This window comes from Polaribacter sp. (assembly GCF_965656025.1).
GTDB lineage: Bacteria > Bacteroidota > Bacteroidia > Flavobacteriales > Flavobacteriaceae > Polaribacter.
On sequence record NZ_CBFHJT010000058.1, the window covers coordinates 1 to 20,671 of the forward strand.

11 protein-coding genes are annotated in these 20,671 nt (G+C 31.0%); 10 read left to right on the forward strand and 1 reads right to left on the reverse strand.

The window, feature by feature from the left end:
* Nucleotides 1-1,350 (forward strand): glycoside hydrolase family 97 catalytic domain-containing protein (locus ACTG3S_RS10915; RefSeq protein ID WP_439129389.1); only part of this gene is annotated, 1,350 nt, incomplete at its 5' end.
* 90 nt (nt 1,351-1,440) lie between these two features.
* Here ACTG3S_RS10915 and ACTG3S_RS10920 read toward each other — a convergent pair.
* Nucleotides 1,441-1,629, reverse strand: coding sequence for a hypothetical protein (locus ACTG3S_RS10920; RefSeq protein WP_439129390.1), 189 nt, complete (start codon nt 1,627-1,629; stop codon nt 1,441-1,443).
* 199 nt (nt 1,630-1,828) lie between these two features.
* Here ACTG3S_RS10920 and ACTG3S_RS10925 point away from each other — a divergent pair, with 199 nt between their 5' ends.
* The 9 genes from ACTG3S_RS10925 to ACTG3S_RS10965 all read left to right on the forward strand — a co-directional run bounded on the left by ACTG3S_RS10925 (nt 1,829) and on the right by ACTG3S_RS10965 (nt 20,439).
* Nucleotides 1,829-4,639: a triple tyrosine motif-containing protein gene (locus ACTG3S_RS10925; protein ID WP_439129391.1), complete on the forward strand. Its 2,811-nt coding sequence runs from the start codon at nt 1,829-1,831 to the stop codon at nt 4,637-4,639.
* A 233-nt stretch (nt 4,640-4,872) separates the two neighbouring features.
* On the forward strand, nt 4,873-7,914 hold the full coding sequence (locus tag ACTG3S_RS10930) for a SusC/RagA family TonB-linked outer membrane protein (protein WP_439129392.1): 3,042 nt from the start codon (nt 4,873-4,875) through the stop codon (nt 7,912-7,914).
* An 11-nt stretch (nt 7,915-7,925) separates the two neighbouring features.
* Nucleotides 7,926-9,404, forward strand: a complete 1,479-nt coding sequence (locus tag ACTG3S_RS10935) for a RagB/SusD family nutrient uptake outer membrane protein (RefSeq protein WP_439129393.1) — start codon at nt 7,926-7,928, stop codon at nt 9,402-9,404.
* A 12-nt stretch (nt 9,405-9,416) separates the two neighbouring features.
* Nucleotides 9,417-11,600, forward strand: a complete 2,184-nt coding sequence (locus ACTG3S_RS10940; RefSeq protein WP_439129394.1) for a hypothetical protein — start codon at nt 9,417-9,419, stop codon at nt 11,598-11,600.
* Between the two features lie 21 nt (nt 11,601-11,621).
* Nucleotides 11,622-12,527: a PKD domain-containing protein gene (locus ACTG3S_RS10945; protein WP_439129395.1), complete on the forward strand. Its 906-nt coding sequence runs from the start codon at nt 11,622-11,624 to the stop codon at nt 12,525-12,527.
* 533 nt (nt 12,528-13,060) lie between these two features.
* Nucleotides 13,061-16,228 carry a glycoside hydrolase family 2 TIM barrel-domain containing protein gene (locus tag ACTG3S_RS10950; protein ID WP_439129396.1) on the forward strand — a complete coding sequence of 1,056 codons (3,168 nt, stop codon included), beginning with the start codon at nt 13,061-13,063 and terminating at the stop codon, nt 16,226-16,228.
* Between the two features lie 10 nt (nt 16,229-16,238).
* Nucleotides 16,239-17,645 carry an Ig-like domain-containing protein gene (locus ACTG3S_RS10955; RefSeq protein ID WP_439129397.1) on the forward strand — a complete coding sequence of 469 codons (1,407 nt, stop codon included), beginning with the start codon at nt 16,239-16,241 and terminating at the stop codon, nt 17,643-17,645.
* A 30-nt stretch (nt 17,646-17,675) separates the two neighbouring features.
* Complete coding sequence (locus tag ACTG3S_RS10960; protein ID WP_439129398.1) at nt 17,676-19,562, forward strand: Ig-like domain-containing protein; 1,887 nt, start codon at nt 17,676-17,678, stop codon at nt 19,560-19,562.
* 40 nt (nt 19,563-19,602) lie between these two features.
* Nucleotides 19,603-20,439, forward strand: a complete 837-nt coding sequence (locus ACTG3S_RS10965) for a glycoside hydrolase family 16 protein (protein ID WP_439129399.1) — start codon at nt 19,603-19,605, stop codon at nt 20,437-20,439.
* The last annotated feature ends 232 nt before the right edge of the window (nt 20,440-20,671 follow it).

Below are 20,671 nucleotides of genomic sequence, written 5' to 3' on the forward strand. Positions count from 1 at the left end.
TATAAAGTTAAAAGAACAGCGCCATTTAAAACGCCTTGGAGAACTATTCAAATAACAGACAATGCTCCAGATTTAATTGAATCGAACTTAATTGTCAATTTAAATGAACCCAATAAACTAGGTGATGTTTCTTGGTTTACACCTATGAAATACACTGGAGTTTGGTGGGAAATGCATTTGGGAAAATCTTCTTGGGATTATGGAATGGAAATAGTTGATGGCAAATGGAAAGACACAGGTAAAGCACATGGAAAACATGGCGCAACTACCGAAAATGTAAAACGATTTATCGATTTTTCTGCAAAAAATAATATTGGAGGCGTTTTAGTAGAAGGTTGGAATACGGGTTGGGAACGTTGGATTGGTTTTGAAGACAGAGAAGGAGTTTTTGATTTTGTAACTCCTTATCCAGATTATGATTTGGAAGAAGTTACTTCCTATGCAAAATCAAAAGGAGTTCAAATTATTATGCACCATGAAACCTCTGCAGCAACAGAAACGTACGAAAAGCAACAAGATAGAGCTTATGCTTTGATGCAGAAATATGGAATGCATGCAGTAAAATCTGGTTATGTGGGCAAAATATTACCAAAAGGAGAATTTCATCATGGGCAATACATGGTAAATCAATACAATAATGCAGCTATAAAAGCAGCAAAATATCAAGTAGCAGTAAATGCGCATGAACCTATAAAAGCCACAGGTTTACGTAGAACGTATCCTAATATAATTTCTAGAGAAGGTTTGCGAGGTCAAGAATTTAATGCTTGGTCTGGTGATGGAGGAAATCCGCCAGAACATTTGCCAATTGTTGCTTTTACAAGAATGTTAGCAGGTCCTATAGATTTTACACCTGGTATTTTTAACATTAAGTTTAATGAGTATAAAGATAACAATCAAGTAAATACAACTCTAGCACAACAATTGGCTTTATATGTGGTAATTTACAGTCCTGTGCAAATGGCAGCAGATTTAGTTGAGCATTATGAAGCAAATCCAGAACCTTTACAATTTATAAAAGATGTAGGTGTAGATTGGTTAGAAACCAGGGTTTTACATGGAGAGGTAGGAGAATTTGTAACCATTGCAAGAAAAGAACGAAAAACCGAAAATTGGTTTTTAGGAAGTATAACAGATGAAAACGCAAGAGAAATTGAAGTAGATTTTAGCTTTTTAGATGAAAATCAGAAATATGAGATAAAAATCTATAAAGATGGCAAAAATGCACATTGGAATGATAATCCTCTAGATATCAACATAGAAACCAAAGAGGTTATAAAAACTTCTAAAATAAAATTTAAATTAGCTGCAGGTGGTGGTTTGGCAATTAGTATAAAAAAGATAAATTAATTTTTATCTAAATTATTAAAATTTTTAATCATAAAAACAGCCCAAATTATTACGCAAACTCCTACAAAAATCGAAAAGTAAAGTACTATGTTATCTGCGTTCACGGTATACAAGTTTTAGGTAAATCATAACACCTAGTAGGGTTGGTACCCAAAGACCTATAAATATACCGTGTAATTTATTACCTGATAAAAAAAGATACTCTGCAACAATAATTATAAGTGCACACAAAACTAACATCAATAAGTTAGAAATGCCTAGTTTTTTTATTAATTTCATTAAAAAAATTTTTATAAAAATAACTAAAATTAATAATATTTTTAGTGGCAATTTTAAATAATAATTAGCTATAGTTTGTTTTATTGTTAAATTAGAATTAATTTCACTAAAAATAAACTATACAAGGTTATTATTCGTTTTCTGTAAATAATTGATATTTATTTAGTTATCTTGTTTTTAAACCAAACATTTTAAAGTTATGGAGTTTCTAAAAAAAAGTATATCTGTAATACTATTATTTTTATTTGTTGTATTTTCTTTTTCTGCTCAAGAGTTACCAATCATAAATACGTTTACTACAGATGTATATGGTGCTGAAAATCAAAACTGGAATATATCGCAATCTGGTAATAAAAATATTTATGTTGCTAATAACAAAGGACTGTTAGAGTTTAATGGTGCTGTTTGGAATTTATATCCAACACCTAATGAAACAATAATGAGATCTGTTAAGTGCTTTGATAATAAGATTTTTACTGGTTTTTTTAGAGATTTTGGTTATTGGAAAAAAGATCATTTTGGTGTTTTAAATTTTACGTCTATTGTAAAAGAACAAAACTTAGAAATGTTAGAAGATGAACAAATCTGGAGTATTATAGAAATTGATGGTTGGATGCTCTTTAAATCATTACAAAGAATATATTTATACAACTTAGAAACTAAGACTGTTAAAATTATTGATTCTGCAGAAAGAGAGATAAATTTATTTGCTAAAGTAGATGGTGTAATTTATTTTCAAGAAGATAAAGTAGGTCTTTTTAAAATTGAAAATGGTTCTTCTAAATTGGTTTCAAATCATGCTATCATAAAAGAAAATTTTATAGTAAATATTTTTAAAAAGGATAATAGGTTGGTTTTTATTACTCAAAAAAATGGCTTTTATTTTTTAAAAGAGAATGTACCAACCAAATGGAAAACTTCTTCAAATGAATATTTAAAAAACAAAACAATATACAGTGCAGTTCAATTAAAAAATAAAAGTTTGGCTTTAGGTACCATTTCTAATGGTTTAATTCATTTAGATGAAGAGGGCAATCAGATTTATCAGATAAATCAAAAATCAGGTTTAAGTAATAATACAATATTATCTGTTTTCGAGGATGTTGATAATAATATTTGGTTGGGTTTAGATAATGGTATAAACTGTATAAATAACAACTCACACTTTAAAAATTACAATAAAAAAAGTGATTTTCTAGGAACAATTTATACTTCTATAGTCTATAATGAAAATCTTTATTTAGGAACAAATCAAGGTCTTTTTTATAGAAAACTAAATTCAAACGATAATTTTCAATTTATAGAAAATACGCAAGGTCAAGTTTGGAGTTTAAAAATAATAGATGATATTCTTTTTTGCGGTCATGATTCTGGGGCGTTCATAATTAATAATTTTTCTGCAGAATACTTATTTAATAATCAAGGTGTTTGGGATTTATTAAAAATAGATAGTAAAACCATTTTATTGGGTGCTTACGATGGTTTATATATTTTACAAAAGAAAGGTGTAAAGTGGATATTTAAAAACAAGGTAGACGGTTTTAATAATTCTAGTAAATATATAGTTTTAGCAGATGAAAACACACTATTTGTAAATCATGAGTATAAAGGGGTTTTTAAATTAACTTTAGATAATGATTATAAATTAGTTACTAATATCAAAAAAGAAAAATCTTTAGAAAAAAGCCCACATTCGAGTATTATAGCATACAAAAATAAAATTTTATACGGGAATAAGAATGGTGTATTTGCGTACGATAAAATGAAAGATACTTTTAAAAAAGATAGTGTATTTAGCAAGCTAATTTCAAAGAAATCATTTATATCCGCAAAATTAATTCATAATGATTCTAGTAATAAAGTTTGGTGTTTTTCTAAGGATAATATTAAATATTTAACACCTGGTAAATTAAGTAGTAAGCCAGAAATTAATACAATCTTTATTTCAGAAAACATACCAAAAGCTGCTCCTGGTTATGAAAACATAATTCAAGTGTCTAAAGATGTCTATTTGATAGGTACTTCTAATGGCTATTTAGAGTTAAATTTAAATAATTATACAGAGCCGAAAGATTTCAGTATATATTTAAATAAAATAAAGAGTTTTAAAACGGATGGTAAAAAAACAAATTTAAATGTATCTAAAAAAGCAATATTAAATAACAATGATAATAATTTAGAGTTCTTTTTTAGTGTTCCAAATTTCGAAAAAATACTTACAACAAAATATCAGTATCAACTAGAAGGTTTAAATAAAAGTTGGAGCGAACCATCTACGGTTAATTCTATTTTATTTGAAAATATACCATCTGGTAATTATAAACTTAAAGTTAAAGCTATAATTGGTAATAAAGTAAGTGAAAATATAGATATATTTAATTTTAAAATTAAAAGACCATGGTATTTCTCTAATCCATTAATAGTATTATATTCATTTTTAGCACTTTTGGCATTTTATGCAGTTCATATAGCGTCAAAAAGATATTATAAAAAGCAAAGAGAAGACTTGTTAGAAAAAGCAAAAAAAGAATCTGAATTAAAAGAATTAGAAAGTTCTCAGCAAATTATTAAATTAAATAATGATAAGCTTAGAAATGATATCGAAAGTAAAAATAGAGAATTGGCTTCTTCTACCATGAATATGATTAAGAAAAATGAATTCTTAAGTACTATAAAAACCGAATTGGTTGATGGTGGTGAGAAGAACATACCAAAAGTGATTAAAATTATAGATAAAAATCTAAATAATTCAGATGACTGGAAAATGTTTCAAGAAGCCTTTAACAATGCAGATAAAAACTTCCTAAAAAAAGTAAAAGATAAACATCCAAACTTAACTCCAAACGATTTAAGGCTTTGTGCATATCTTAGATTAAACCTTTCCTCAAAAGAAATAGCACCATTACTTAATATTTCTCCTAGAAGTGTAGAGGTAAAAAGATATCGATTAAGAAAAAAGATGAATTTACCTCACGATTCTAACTTAACAAATTATATTTTAGAATTGTAACTCCACTACAAATCCGTTTTTTACCACAACAAAACCACAACAAAAACCCTGAAAAGGTAAGATAGCATCTTTTTAGGGTAATTCTTTATACTTTCTTAAGGCCTTGTATTATTAGTGATTTGACTGTTTTTACTATTTTATTTGAATTGTATGTTTTTTGTTGAGGTATAAATTATCATTATAATAATTTTTTCAATGTAATTTTAACACAAACAAAAAATAACTTTAATTTCATGAAAAAAATAATTACAATATTACTCTTTTTTCTTATTGGTTTAAGTGCTTACTCACAAACAATAAATGTAAAAGGAGTTGTTAAGGATGCCAAAACTGGAGACCCTCTTCCAGGAGTGAGCATATTAATTAAAGGAACAACTATTGGAACTCAAACTGACTTTGACGGGCTTTTTAGCTTACAAAAAGTTGAAAGTAGTGCTATTTTAGTCTTTAATTATCTGGGTTTTGCCCCAAAAGAAGTGGCTGTAACTAAAGAAAGTATGACTGTAAATTTAGAAGAAGCAGCAGAATCTTTAGATGAGATTGTAGTAATTGGGTATGGTACTCAAAGAAAAAAGGAAGTAACTGGTGCAGTTTCTATAGTTTCTAGTGCTACTATAGAAGATTTAAAGCCCACAAGGATTGAACAAGCATTACAAGGACAAGTAGCTGGGGTAAATATTACCCAATCTTCGGGTTCTCCCGGTGCTGCCTCAAATATTAGAATTCGTGGTGTCTCTACAAACGGAGATAGTAGACCATTAATATTATTAGATGGTAGAAGAATAGAAGATTTAAGTGTTGTAAACCCATCAGATATTGAGTCTATAAACATACTTAAAGATGCAACTGCTGGTATTTATGGTGTGCAAGCTGCTAATGGAGTTATTTTAGTAAAAACTAAATCTGGTAGAAAAAATACAGCTGTAAAATCAACTTTAAATATGAAAATTGGTTTTCAACAGACTACAAGAGAAATACCGCTATTAAATGCTACTGAGTATGCACTTTTAGCAAATGAAGCTTTTGCTGCAAATGGAGAGGCTTTACCTTTTTCGAATGTATCTAATTTAGGACAAGGAACAAATTGGCAAAATAATGTTTTTCAAACAGCACCTTTGTTTAGTGTTGATTATACTTTGAACAAGGGAACTGAAAAATCTACTTATTCTTTAGGTTTATCAGTTCTTAGTCAAGATGGTATCGTTGGTAAAAGCAAGTCAAATTTTAATAGAAGCAACTTAAGGTTTAATTATGATACGGATATCACAGATAAATTAAAGTTTAGTTCATCAACAATTTATACAAACACAAACAAGAAAAATTTAATTGAAAATACATTAGGTTCTGTCTTGTTTAATGCTATAAATATGCCACCAACTACTCCTGTTTATACGAATGGTGATTTTTCTCAACCCCCAGGAGTTGGAACGGGTATAGAAGTTGCAAACCCTTTAGCACAAATAGACAATGCAGAAAATAGATCTTGGGTTAACAAAATTTCAGGTAATTACCGTTTAAATTATCAATTCGCAGATTATTTTTCTGCAGAAGGAAGGTTTCAAGCAAATTACTCGTTAGCAAGTTCTAATACTTATAACAAATTATATAACTACGGAAATGGAAATGTTTTTAATGTAGATCAGCCGACATTTGTAGATTTTCAACAAAGTTTTTATGATCATATTTTTGATGCTTTATTTAAATACGAGAGAGTTTATGATGATGTGCATGATGTAAAAGCAATGGTTGGTATGTCTGTTTCAAAAACAATGGGACGTTTTAAAACCATTTTAACAAGTGGAGCTCAAGGTAATAATTTAAATGATGTACAAATTGGTAATACAGTTTTAAATGGAAATGGATTAGAAATTTTTAAAAATAATAATGGAGGTTCTAATTTATCTTTTGACAGTCGTTTACTATCTTATTTTGGAAGATTTCAGTATGGGTATGATGGAAAATATTTAGTATCTGCTGTTTTAAGAAGAGACGGTTCTTCTAACTTTGGACCTCAAAATAAATTTGGTTTTTTCCCAACAGCTTCTATTGGTTGGGTGGCTTCAGAAGAAGATTTTTTAGAAGAATCTGATGTTATTAGTTTTTTAAAGTTAAGAGCAAGTTATGGTATTATTGGTAATGAGAGAATTCCTGGTTTTAGGTTTGTATCTATATTAAATGGTGAAGCAGAATATGTTTTTAACAACCAATTAGCTTTAGGAGTTGCTCCAGGTCCAATTGCAAACCCAGAAATTAGATGGGAACAGCAAAAACCTTTAGATATTGGTGTTGATGCAGAATTTTTTAATAAAATAAATATTACAGCAGATTACTTTAAGAAAACAACAGAAGATTTATTAGTATCAGCCCAAACCTCAGGTATAATTGGTGTTGCAGCTCCTGGTTCTTCAGTGCCAGTAATAAACGCAGGTACAGTTGTAAATGAAGGTTTCGAATTTTCTATCGGATATAAAGAAAGTGTTTCTGAAGACTTTAACTTTAATATCAATTACAATTTTACAACTTTAAATAACGAAGTAACCTTTGTTGGTAACTCAACAGGTATTATAGAAGGAGGTAGCTTTGGAGTTGGTCAAGAACCACCATCAAGAATGGAAGCAGGTTTTCCTATTGGGTATTTTTATGGTTACAAAACAAACGGATTATTTCAGACCCAAGCAGATGTAGATGCACATGCAACTCAGACAAATGCAGCCCCTGGAGATTTAAGATTTGTAGATCAAAATGGCGATGGTGTTATAGATGCTGATGATAGAACTTATATAGGAGATCCTATTGCAGATGTAACTATGGGTTTAAATTTATCTTTTAATTACAAAAGAATTGATTTTAATGCTTACGCATTTGCATCATTAGGAAACGAAATAGTTAGAAACTACGAAAGAAACTTACCATTAACAAACAGACCAACCTATTATTTAGATAGATGGACAGGTCCAGATACAAGTAATTCTTTTCCAAGAGTTACAACTGGCGCTACAGGTAACACATTATTCTCAGACTTTTATGTAGAGGATGGTTCGTTCCTAAGATTACAAAGTGTACAACTAGGGTATAGCGTTGGAGAAAAAATGTTAGAAAAATTAAAATTTGATAAGGTTAGATTTTATGTTACCGGTAGTAATTTATTAACACTAACTAAATACAGAGGTTTTGACCCAACAACATCTAATGGAGCACCAATTGGTGGTGGTATAGACCAAGGTTTTTATCCAAGTCCACAAACCTTTGAATTTGGAATAAATGTTAATTTTTAAAAAATAATAAAATGAAAAAAATAAACATAAAAATACTTTTAGTTTTTATACTAATATTAACTATAAACTATTCTTGTAGTGATGATTTTGTGGATGTAAAACCTACCTCAGAAAACTCAGAAGACTTTTTTAACACCCAAGAAGATTACGAAAATGCTTTAATTGGGGCGTATGATTTATTGCAATCTACATATTTAAATGTATTATTAGGTGAGATTGCATCAGACAATACCCTAGCTGGTGGAGAAAGTGCTACAGATGTTCTAGGTATACAGGAAGTAGACGATATGGTACATACTCCTTTAAATGCTCAATTAAGAGATATTTGGAGTTGGATGTATGCAGGAGTAAATAGAGCAAACTATATCTTAGAATTCAAGGATAAAACAGATTTTGCTGGTAAAGACCAGATTATTGCAGAAGCAACATTTTTAAGAGCATATTACTATTTTGAATTGGTAAAATGGTTTGGAGACGTTCCTTTAGCTGTAGATAAAAGAATTCAGTTTGGTGAGCAGTTTACTATAGATAGAACACCAGCAGCAGATGTGTATGCACAAATAGAAGCAGATTTAATTTTTGCTGCAGATAATTTACCAGCAGTACAAAGTACACCGGGTAAAGTTACAAAAGGAGCAGCGCAAGCATTATTAGGTAAAGCATATTTATATCAACAAAAATATGATGAAGCAGCAGGTGCTTTAGAAGCTGTTATTACCAGTAATACATATGATTTAGTAACAGATTACAACACTATTTTTGAAGAAGTTGGAGAAAATAATATCGAATCTGTTTTTGAGGTTCAATATTTTGAAGGACAAGGAGCAGGTTTTGGTTGTTTACAGTGTAGCGAAGGTAATGTAGCTGTAGGTTTTAGTGGCGTTCGTAATTATACAGGTCCAGATTTTTCATCAGGATTTAGTTTTAATGTACCGGTACAAGAAGTTGTAGATGCTTTTGAAGCTGGAGATTTAAGAAAAGACGTAGCAATTTTAGATATAGAAGCTTGGGCAACTGCAACAGGTGCTACTTTTGGAACGGGTTATGAGCATACAGGTTATTTTAATAGAAAATATATCCCTAGAACAAGAAGTACTGATGCGCAAGGAGACAGAAATTTAACAAACCCAAATAACTACAGAGCAATACGCTTCGCAGATGTATTATTAATGGCTGCAGAAGCTTTTAATAAAAGAACAAATCCAGATGATGCAAAAGCACAAACCTATTTAAATAGAGTTAGAGAAAGAGCTTTTGGCAATACAGCTAATAACATTACTGCAACGGGTAATGTGTTATATGAAAATATTTTACAAGAAAGACGAGTAGAATTAGTGGGAGAAGGACACCGTTTTTTCGATTTAGTAAGAACAGGAAAAGCTGCTCAAGAAATCAACGGTTTTGTTTCAGGCAAACACGAAGTATTCCCAATACCCGCAATCGAGATTCAATTAGCAGGAAATCGTTGGCCTCAAAATCCACAATACTAAAAAATATAAAAAATGAAAAAAATAAAAATTATATTCAAAACATTATTTGTGCTTTTTGTAGTTGCTGCATGTACAGATAATTTAAGAGATATATCATTTATAGATGCAATTGCACCACCAACAAACGTGTCTGCAACTTTTGATATAACTCAAGACAATACAGGATTAGTAACCATATCTCCAACTGCAGATGGTGCTACAAGTTTTAAAGTGTATTTTGGAGACAATACAACAGACCCAGTAGAAGTTGTACAAGGTAAAAATATACAACATACTTATGCAGAAGGTTCTTATGATGTAAAAATAGTTGCATTAAATTTAAAAGGAGAAGAAGCTGAAGCAATAGAACAATTGGTTGTCTCTTTTAAAGCACCACAAAATTTAACGGTTGTTTTAGAAAACGATGCAGCTATTACAAAACAAGTAAGCGTAACAGCAAATGCAGATTTTGCAACGATATTTGAATTTGATTCAGGTGAAACAGGAGTAGCACAACCAGTAGCTACAGGAAACATAGGAGAAACTATTACTTATCAATATCAAACAGCGGGTACTTATTCTGTAAAAATTACAGCAAAAGGGGGAGCAATAGCAACTACAGAATATACAGAAGAATTCGAAGTTACTGAAATTTTAGCACCAATAGCTTCTGCATCTAACCCTCCTAGTAGAAATGATGTAGATGTAATTTCTATATTTAGTGATGCTTACACAGATGTAGCAGGTTCTAATTTTTATCCTAATTGGGGGCAACAAACACAATATACTGCATACGATTTAAATGGAGATGCTATTATTCAATATAGCAATTTAAATTATCAAGGTATAGATATAGGTGCAGAAATTGATGCCTCAAGTATGGAAATGTTACACATAGATATTTGGACTGCAGATGCTACAAGTATAGATATTTATCCTTTACCTAATGGTGTTCAGCCAGCAGATGAAAGGTTTGTAACAAAACAATTAGTTGTAAATGAATGGAATAGTTTTGATATTCCAATGACAGATTTTACAGACCAAGGTTTACCAATAAATACCTTAAAACAATTTAAGTTTGTGGGTTCAGGTACTGTTTTTATAGATAATCTTTATTTTCATAAACCACCAACAGGTGCATCACCACCATTATTATCAGATGATTTTGAGGGTAATGGTAATATTCCTGATTTTTCTGGTGATGCTGCAGGAGCAGCTATTATTAATAACCCTTTTAACAATGCAGGTAACTTTTCTGGTAATGTTTTAGAATACAAAGACACAGGAGGACAGTATGCAAACATACAGTTTACATCACCAAGTAAATTTGATTTAAAAAACGGGCAAAGTGTATTTTCTATCAAACTTTATGTACCATCATCAAGTATTACAGGTAGCCAACCAAATCAAGTTTCATTAAAATTACAAAATAGTGATTTAGGAGGAAACTCTTGGCAAACACAAACAGAAATAATTAAAACCATTGTTTTAGATGAATGGCAAACAGTTACATTTAATTTCGAAACAGATAATTGGATTAATTTAAATAATAATGGGGTAGATCCTGATCCAGTAGATCGTACAGATTTAGATAAAGTCGTTATTCAATTAAACTCAGAAAACAACAACGATGCTGTTACTGGTTATATAGATGATTTTTATTATGGTTTAGCACAAGTGCCAGAAACAGCACCAATTGTTAAAGATGGTTTCGAAGGTTTTGGTACAATTCCTGCTTGGGTAGGAGATGCTGCAGGTGCAGATACTTCTTTTGCAAATCCCTTTATGAATTCAGAAAATAATTCATCAACAGTATTAGAATATACAGATACAGGAGGTCAATATGCAAACGTTAACTTTACAGTTTCAGAAAAATTTAATCTTGCAGATAAAAATGTGTTTTCAATAATGATTTATGTACCATCATCTAGTATATCTGGTAGTCAAAACAATCAAGTCTCTTTAAAATTACAAAATAGCGATTTAGGGGGTAATTCTTGGCAAACACAAACAGAAATAATTAAAGATATTGTATTAGATCAGTGGCAATTAGTTACGTTTGATTTTGTTAATGATAATTGGATAAATTTAAATAATAATGGTGTAGATCCAGACCCAATTGATAGAGCCGATTTAGACAAAGTTGTAATTCAAGTAAATGGAGAGAATAATAACGATACTGTTACAGCATATATTGATAATGTTAATTATTATTAAAAATATTTAAAAATGAAAAAAATGAAAAAATTAAGTATAATCTTATTTTCATTGACAGCTTTATTTTACGGCTGTCAAGAAAATGACTATTCTTTTGGAGAGATAATCACACCTTCCAATATTCAAGTTACAGCAGAAATTGTTGGAGCGGATGCAAATAATCCAAATGGAGATGGAAGTGGTGTCGTAAATTTTACAGCAACAGCAGATAATGCAGTTTCATACAAGTATGTGTTTAATGGTGTAGAAACCGTATCCTTATCAGGAAAAAATACAATTAGTTTTAGTACCATAGGTTTAAATACTTATACAGTTACTGTAGTAGCTTCTGGTACAGCAGGTGTTAGTTCTAGTAAAACGATTCAGGTAGAGGTTTTATCTACATACTCACCACCAGTAGAATTAATATCAAAACTATATGGCTTTGACCCAGCAAATCCAAATGCGGTTACTTCTAGAACTTGGAAAATTCAGTCCGCTAAACCAGGGCATTTTGGTTTAGGTCCAATTGGTGGTTCTGTACCTACGGAGTGGTATGGAGCAGGTCCAGATGAAAAAGCGGGTGTTGGTATGTACGATGATCGTTTTATTTTTAGCTCAGACGGTACTTTTCAGCATGTAACAAACGGAGATGTTTTTGGTAGAGATCCTTTAATTGTAAATGATTTAGGAGCTAATACCTCAGGTACATTAGACGGAGCAGATGTATTAAATTTTGCTTATTCAGATTATACAGAAAGTTTTACATTAACAGCACCTGGAGGTATAGAAACTATAAGTTTATCTGGTATAGGTTTTATAGGATATTATACTGGCGGTAATCATACTTATCAAATATTTGATAGAGATACACCAAATGAAATGATTATTAGAACTACTGATGGAAACTCAGAATTTGATTGGTGGTTTATAATTGTTTTAGAGTAAAATTTAAGAGATTGCACAAAAACTAAAAAAAAGGATTTGATAATATCTTTATCAAATCCTTTTTAACTTTATTTTACTTTTAAAGATATCATTAAATTTTAAAGCTGTAGAAAAGCAAGCTTATATATTTTAATGAAATAGGACCGTATAGTTGTATTAATTTACAATTAACTCATTTTAATGAAGTTGTAATTTTATTTTAGAGGGTTGTTTTTAGTTTTTTGACTTAATAGACTTAATATTAGTCATTAACAAAAACCATTCATTTCTAAATTTAACCTATACAATACCTCAACAATGTTATTAAAATCAGTTTTCTTTATTTACAATAAAGTCAATGTATAGCTAATAATTACTAAATAATAATGTAATTTTTTTACAATGTATGCTTTTTGTAGCGGTGTATTTTGTTGTTTTATCAATATTTAAACATTATTTTTATCATATTCAAATTTTTATTAAGCTAATTCTTATATATCGTTATTTTAAATATTTCTAAGAATTAAATTGAGTACCAATAAACTAAACAAATTATGAAAAAAAAATTATTAAGATTAGCACTTTTATTATTTACTACTACTATTTGTGCGCAAACTAATAAGGTTGCAGTAACAAAAGATGCTAAAGGTTTTAAACTAGTAGTTGACGGAAAAGATTTTATTGTAAATGGTATCAACTGGGATTATGTTCCAATCGGATATAATGTTTTAGACGCTAAATTTTGGGAAAAACCAGATGACATTATTAAAGCTGGATTAGATGGCGAAATGCCACTTTGGCAAAATATGGGAGTTAATGCTATTAGAACTTACATAGGTGTTCCTCCAAAATGGATTAAGTATATGTATGAGAATTTTGGTATTTACACAATGATTAATCATCAGTTTGGTGCTTATGGACTTACAATTGATGGTATTTGGTATCCAAAGACAAAATATGGCGATCCTAAAGTTCGTAAACATCTTATATCAGAATCAGTTAAGATGGCGAATACTTATAAAAATACTCCTGGTCTATTATTGTTTATGTTAGGTAACGAAAATAATTATCACCTTACATGGGAAGGAGCAGAGACTGATGAAGGGATAGTTATAAATGACCAAGATAAAGCCAAAAGAGCAGAAGCTAGAGCAATGTATAAATTGTTTAATGATGCTACCAAAGCAATGAAAGCGGTTGATAAAAATCATCCAATAGGTATCTGTAATGGCGATTTATTGTATTTAGACATAGTTGCATCAGAATGTAAAGACATAGATATTTACGGAACTAATATGTATCGTGGTGAATCTTTTGTTGACGCTTTTGATAGAGTAAATAAAGAATTTAATAAACCAATACTATTTACAGAGTTTGGTTCAGATGCTTTTAATGCAAGAGATAATAAAGAAGACCAATTAATGCAAGCGCATTATATGGTTAGTAACTGGAAAGAAATTTATGAAAATGCTTATGGTTTAGGAAAAGCTCAAAACTCTTTAGGTGGTTTTACTTTTCAATCAAGTGATGGTTGGTTTAAATCAGGTTTTGATGAAAGAAAAAATGCAGATATACATGATACCCAAGCAAACTGGCCAAGTAATGGTTACAGTTTAGATCAAGCCAAACCAGGTGATAAAAATATGAACGAAGAATGGTTTGGTATTGCAGCAAAAGGACCTACAGATATAAGAGGTTTATATACTTTATACCCAAGAGCATCTTATTATGCCCTTAAAGAGGTACACGAGTTTAATCCTTTTAAAAGTAATGTTACAGAATTTGAAAATCATTTCAAAAAAATTAATTTAATGGCTGCCGTTTTAAGAGCTAGAGGAGATAAAGCTTCAGTTGGTGGTACAGAGAAATTATCTTTATCTAATTTAAGAGCAGAATTTACAACTTTTAATACAGGAGGTTCTTTGTTGACCACTCCAGAAACGGCAGATGGTACGGGGCAAGTGTATCCAGACAGACAAGGTTTTGACCATATGCAATCTTACTACATAGGTGTTCAAGGTAGACCTTCTAACAATATGAAGGCAGAGGTTAACTTTAATATACTTGGTAATGTAGCAGGTAATCCTATAAATGATATTTTTTATGAAAATGTAGGGAGACCAATTCAAGTAGATTCTCCAAACGGACCATTAACTCTTACTGATAATAACAGGTTAAGAGTTTATAATGCCTCTTTTGAGTGGAATGCAAAAGATTTTGATATGAGAGGTTTTTATAGAACAGGTCATTATCATTGGGGATATGAAGGAGATTTCTTTGGATTGTATCCAGAAGCAAATTACGGCCCAAATTTAGATATTTATAATGGGGAAGTTTTAGGTGTAGAGGTAGATGGAAAAGGAGTTTTAAATGGTTTAAAAGCTGCATTTGGACCACAACTTTGGTGGGGAGCAAATCCAGCAGTGTTGTTAAAATACCAAAGAAAAATGCTTGGGTTAGATTTTTCAGCAGTTTATCATAAAGATATTGTAAATGGCGATGGTATCGATGAAGATGGAAATCGTATTTTAGATCCAGAACAAGCAAGATCTGGTGTAATACCAGCTTTACCAACAGAAAGAGCAACTATAGCATTCGAAAAGAAAGGTACACATTTTGGTTGGACTTTAGGAGCAATTTGGGCAGGTAGACCATTAAATGGTAGGGTTTATCAAGATATTGATGATAATGGACAAGTTGTTAATGATAAAATTAAATCTAAAGACAATTGGGGTGGTAAAGCAAAAGTAACCTACACAAATGGTGGCTTTAATTGGTATGCCCAAGGTTCTGTAATGGGCTTAGTAGCTAATGGTGGTGTAGACCCAACGTTAACTTTCACTGGATGGAGATTGAAAGATTCTGGTAGCAGAAATATGAGTAATTTCTTAACTGGTATTGCATATAACTTTGGCGGTAAATTTCAAATAGCACCCAACTTCTTATATCAAAAACCATTAGTAGATCCAATGCCGAATGATGTTAATGCTCCTGGACGATTAAGAAACTGGGTAGATGATCCTTTTTCGGTAAGAGGTGGTAATAGAGAAACAACAGCAGGTGAACTTCTTTTTACTTATGATCCAACACCAGCCACTTACATGTATCAGTGGGATAATGATAAAGCAGAAGATGCAAAATTTGCATTTAACTTAGGGTTTGTATACCGTCATTTACCAACAACACAAGATGCAGCAATCGGGTTTTTAGCAAACAGATCTTACTTTGCTTTTTCTAAATCAGCGCCAGCACAAGATTTATGGGAAATACATTCAAGAATGGTTTCTAAAGTACATACAGATTTAGGTTTGGTAGCAAATTTATATTATGGTACAGCACAGGCTAATGGCGATAGTGACAGAACCATTTATAGAGGTGGAGCAGATCTAAGAATGATATTTAATAAAATGAAAGTAACAGGAATGGTAAAAGTGAACGACTGGGGGCCTTTTGATTATCATAGAGATTTCAACTTAACTTTTCCATTACAAATGGTGTTAGATGTTTCTACATCATTAGGCAAACCAGATTGGTTTATTTTACCAGATACAAAAGTAGGTATTATGGGTACTTGGCGTTCGTTAAACGAATTTTCACCAAGATACTCACCAAATAATACAGCTACTGTATTTTCTGCAGCACCAACTATCAGTCCAGTTGGTTTTCCAAATGGTTCAGAGTGGGAAATTAGAACATATATTCATATAAACATTGGTAAATAAAGCCTTATTAATGAAGTTGATAAAAAACATACATATAACTAAACCTAAATTTCTAATACTATTAGGACTTTTATCTATTGCTTGTACTAGAGAAATTTCTGATGATGCAGTGTTAAGTTCTTTTTCAAGTAGACAAGAAATTTTTTCAGACTCTTTTAGTTCAGGATTAGAATATTATCCTTTTGTAGACTCTAAATTTGAAGCTTTTTCAGTAGATACAGAAAATAAATATTTAGGTTCTTCATCAATGAGGTTTGATATACCAAATGAAGGAGATCCTGAAGGTTCTTATGCAGGGGCAATTTTTAGGGATGATAATGGTGGTAGAGACCTAACAGGGTATAATGCATTAACTTTTTGGGCAAAAGCATCAAAAGCCGCAACCATAAATGATATTGGTTTTGGACAAGATTTTGGAGAAAATAAATTTCAAGTAAGCAAAAGAGGTTTAAGATTAACAACAAATTGGGTGAAATATACAATTCCAGTTCCTGATGCAGTAAAATTAATACAAGAGAAAGGGATGTTTTGGTATGCAGAAGGGCCAGAGAATGGAGATGGTTATTCCTTTTGGATTGATGAATTAAAATGGGAAAAAATAGGAACTATTGCACAACCAAGACCATCTATCTTAAACGGAGATGATATTTCTGTAAATACTTTTATAGGTGTTAATATAAATATTGCAGACTTAAATCAAACTTTTAACTTGGGTTCTGGTCAAGATATTATCATATCTTCTGCTCCAGGTTATTTTACATTTGCGTCTTCTAACCCAAGTGTAGCGAGTGTAAATGAATCTGGTGTAGTTGAAATACTATCTGCTGGTAGAGCGGTTATTACAGCTAAACTTGGCAATAATCAAGCAAAAGGTTCCTTAACAATTAACTCAGTAGGAGATTTTGTTTTTGCACCTATACCAACAAGAAGTTCAGATGATGTTATTTCTATTTTTAGTGATTACTATTCAAGCACTCCAATAGATTTTTTTAACGGATATTGGCAACCCTACCAAACAACTCAATCTGCAGATTTCAGTATAAATGGAGATAATTTTTTAAATTACACGAACTTTAATTTTGTAGGCATACAATTTGCAAACCCTACTATAGATTTAACAAACAAACCTAACCTTCATTTCAACATGTACATACCAAATGCGGTGCCATCTAATTTTGATTTCCTGGTAACTTTGGTAGACTTCGGGCCAGATAAAGTAAATGGAGGTAATGATGATACTAGACAGCAACTATTTGTAAGAAAATCTCCAAGCATTGTTGCTGATTCATGGATAACTGTTGAGTTTCCTTTAACGAGTCTTACAACTAAAAACAATGTGGGATTAATTATTTTTGAAAACATCAACTTTTCTGCTTTAACAAACTTTTATTTAGACAACATATATTTTTATAGATAAAAAGAAAGTATAACTTATAAAACATTAAAGATGAAAAAAATAATAAACATTAATTTTAGAATAATACCTTTTCTTGGTTTATTTCTAATCTTATTTGCAAGTTGCGAAAGAGAGATTTCTGATGAAGCAGTTGTTGCAGTTTTTTCGTCATCCGCAGACGTATTTATAGATTCACCAGTTGGTATGGGTACCGATTTTTACTTTCCATATGGTGGTTCTAAACCAACTGCTTGGTCTGTAGATGAAAACGAGGCATACCTAGGTACTGCTTCTATGCGTTTCGATGTTCCAAATGGAGATGATCCTAGTGGTAATTTTGCAGGTGCAATATTCAGAATTGATGGAGCTGGCAGAGATTTAAGCAAGTATGATGCATTAACATTTTGGGTAAAAGCATCTCAAGGTGTTTCTATTGGCGAATTTGGCTTTGGTGAAGATTTTTTAGAAAATAAATACGTAGCTACAATTCAAAACACCTCTGTAGGCACTTCATGGCAAAAAGTGATCATTCCTATTCCAGATGCTTCTCAATTAACTCAAGAAAGAGGGATGTTTAGATATGCAGCTGGTACACAAGCTACAAATGGTTTTGGTTATACTTTTTGGGTAGACGAATTAAAATTTGAAAAATTAGGAACGATAGCACAACCAAGACCAAAAATATTAAATGGGGAAGAGAGAACAGAACAAACTTTTATTGGTGGAGTTATTACTTTAAATGGTTTAAGTCAAACTTTTAATTTACCTGATGGTTCAGATAAAGAGGTTGTTGCTTCTCCTTATTATTTCGATTTTTTATCATCGAATTCAAATGTAGCTTCTGTAGATGCTACAGGTAAAGTTACAGTTACAGGTGCTGGTAACACAGAAATTACAGCTACATTAAATGGTTTAGACGCTCAAGGTAAATATACTTTAGAATCTTTAGGAGATTTTACACCTGCACCAACACCAACTCAAAATGCAGCAAATGTTATATCTGTATTTAGTGATGCTTTTACAAACATAGCAGTAGATCATTACAATGGTTATTGGGGAGGTTCAACAACACAAGGTCAGAATGATATTAATATTAATGGTAATGAAATTATCAACTACAAATCCTTAAACTATGTAGGTGTAGAATTTCATATAAACGTACCTACAGTAAATGCATCTTCAATGACTAATTTTCATATCGATATTCAAGTTCAAGAAGATATAGGTCCAGGAGATTTTATCAGAATAGGATTACAAGATATTGGTTCAGATGATACTTTTGGTGGAGGCGATGATTCAAATGGAAGCATTAGTATTGGTGGATCAAATTTAACAAAAGGTAGTTGGGTAAGTTTCGATTTTAAATTATCAGACTTTAATGGACTGGCTAATAGAGCTAATCTAGGTCAAATTGTTTTAGTTACAGATGCTACAATACAAGATGTTTTAATAGATAATATGTATTTCTATGAAATACCAACCACACCATCTGTGGCAGCACCTACACCAACAGTAACTGCTTCAGATGTAATTTCTATTTTTAGTGATGCTTATACAGACGTTGCTGGTACAAATTTAAATCCAAGTTGGGGTCAGGCAACAGTAGTTACTGAAGAAATGATTGCTGGAAATAATACGCTTAAATATACTAGTTTAAATTATCAGGGGATAGAACTTGGTTCAGCTCAAGATGTTACAGGGATGACACACCTTCATATAGACTATTATAGTACAAATTCAACATCCTTAAATACTTTTTTAATTAGTACAGGTCCTGTAGAAAAAGCAAAACCTTTAGCAGTACCAACAAATTCAGGTTGGGTAAGCTTAGAGATTCCATTAACTGATTTTTCTCCTGTAGATTTAGCAGATATAATTCAAATGAAATTTGATGGAAATGGAACCATATTTTTAGATAATATTTATTTCCATAAATAGAAGATAGATTTTAAAACTTAAAACAAAAAAAATGAATTTTATGAATATAAATAAATCAAAACTTCGTTTATCATTATTGGCGTTTGGAATATTACTTTTTTCAAATTGCGAAAATGGAGAAACACAAACAGTTACGACAAAATCTGAATTAGTTTGGGCAGATGAATTTGATACGAATGGAGCATTAGACAGCAGTAAATGGGCTTTTGATCTTGGTGATGGTTCTGCACAAGGAATTCCAGGTTGGGGAAACAATGAGTTGCAATATTATACAGATCGTTCAGAAAACATAATTGTAAAAGATGGCATGTTACACATTACTGCTAACAGAGAAACCTTTATGGGGTCTAACTATACTTCAGCTAAAATTTTAACCAAAGGTTTGTACGAAACTAAATATGGAAGATTTGAGGCTCGTATTAAATTACCTTGGGGTAAAGGTTTGTGGCCAGCCTTTTGGATGTTAGGTGATGACGCTAATGGTACAGTTACTTGGCCAAATATTGGTGAAATTGATATTATGGAGTATAGAGGTCAAGAGCCAACCATTACTCATGGGAGTGTACATGGACCAGGGTATTCTGGAGGGAATCCGATAACAAAAAGTTACGAATTAACAAATGACAGATTTGATACAGACTTTCATGTTTTTGGGATAGAATGGGGAGAAAACTACATCAATTATTATGTAGATGATGTATTGTACAATCAAATTACACCAGCAGATTTACCAGATGGTACAAACTGGGTATTCAATAGCAACCAATTTTATATAATTTTAAATTTAGCAGTTGGTGGAAACTTTTTAGAAAACCCAGACTCAAATACTGTTTTTCCACAAACCATGATTGTTGATTATGTAAGAGTTTACAAATAAAGTAAGAATAAAGAATCCAAAATTAAAAATAAAAACAATGTTTTTCACGTCTTTTGATGTGTTTTAAGTATGATTTTATAATGACCAAGAATACTATTTATTTAGGTAAGAATATTGCAGAAAACACTGCATTAAATGTAAAAGGAGAATTAGTGAATTTTGATAATGAAGTGTATTACAAAATTTCAAATAGTAATCAAATGAGACCCTTTTTTATGAGTCTTGTTAGTAA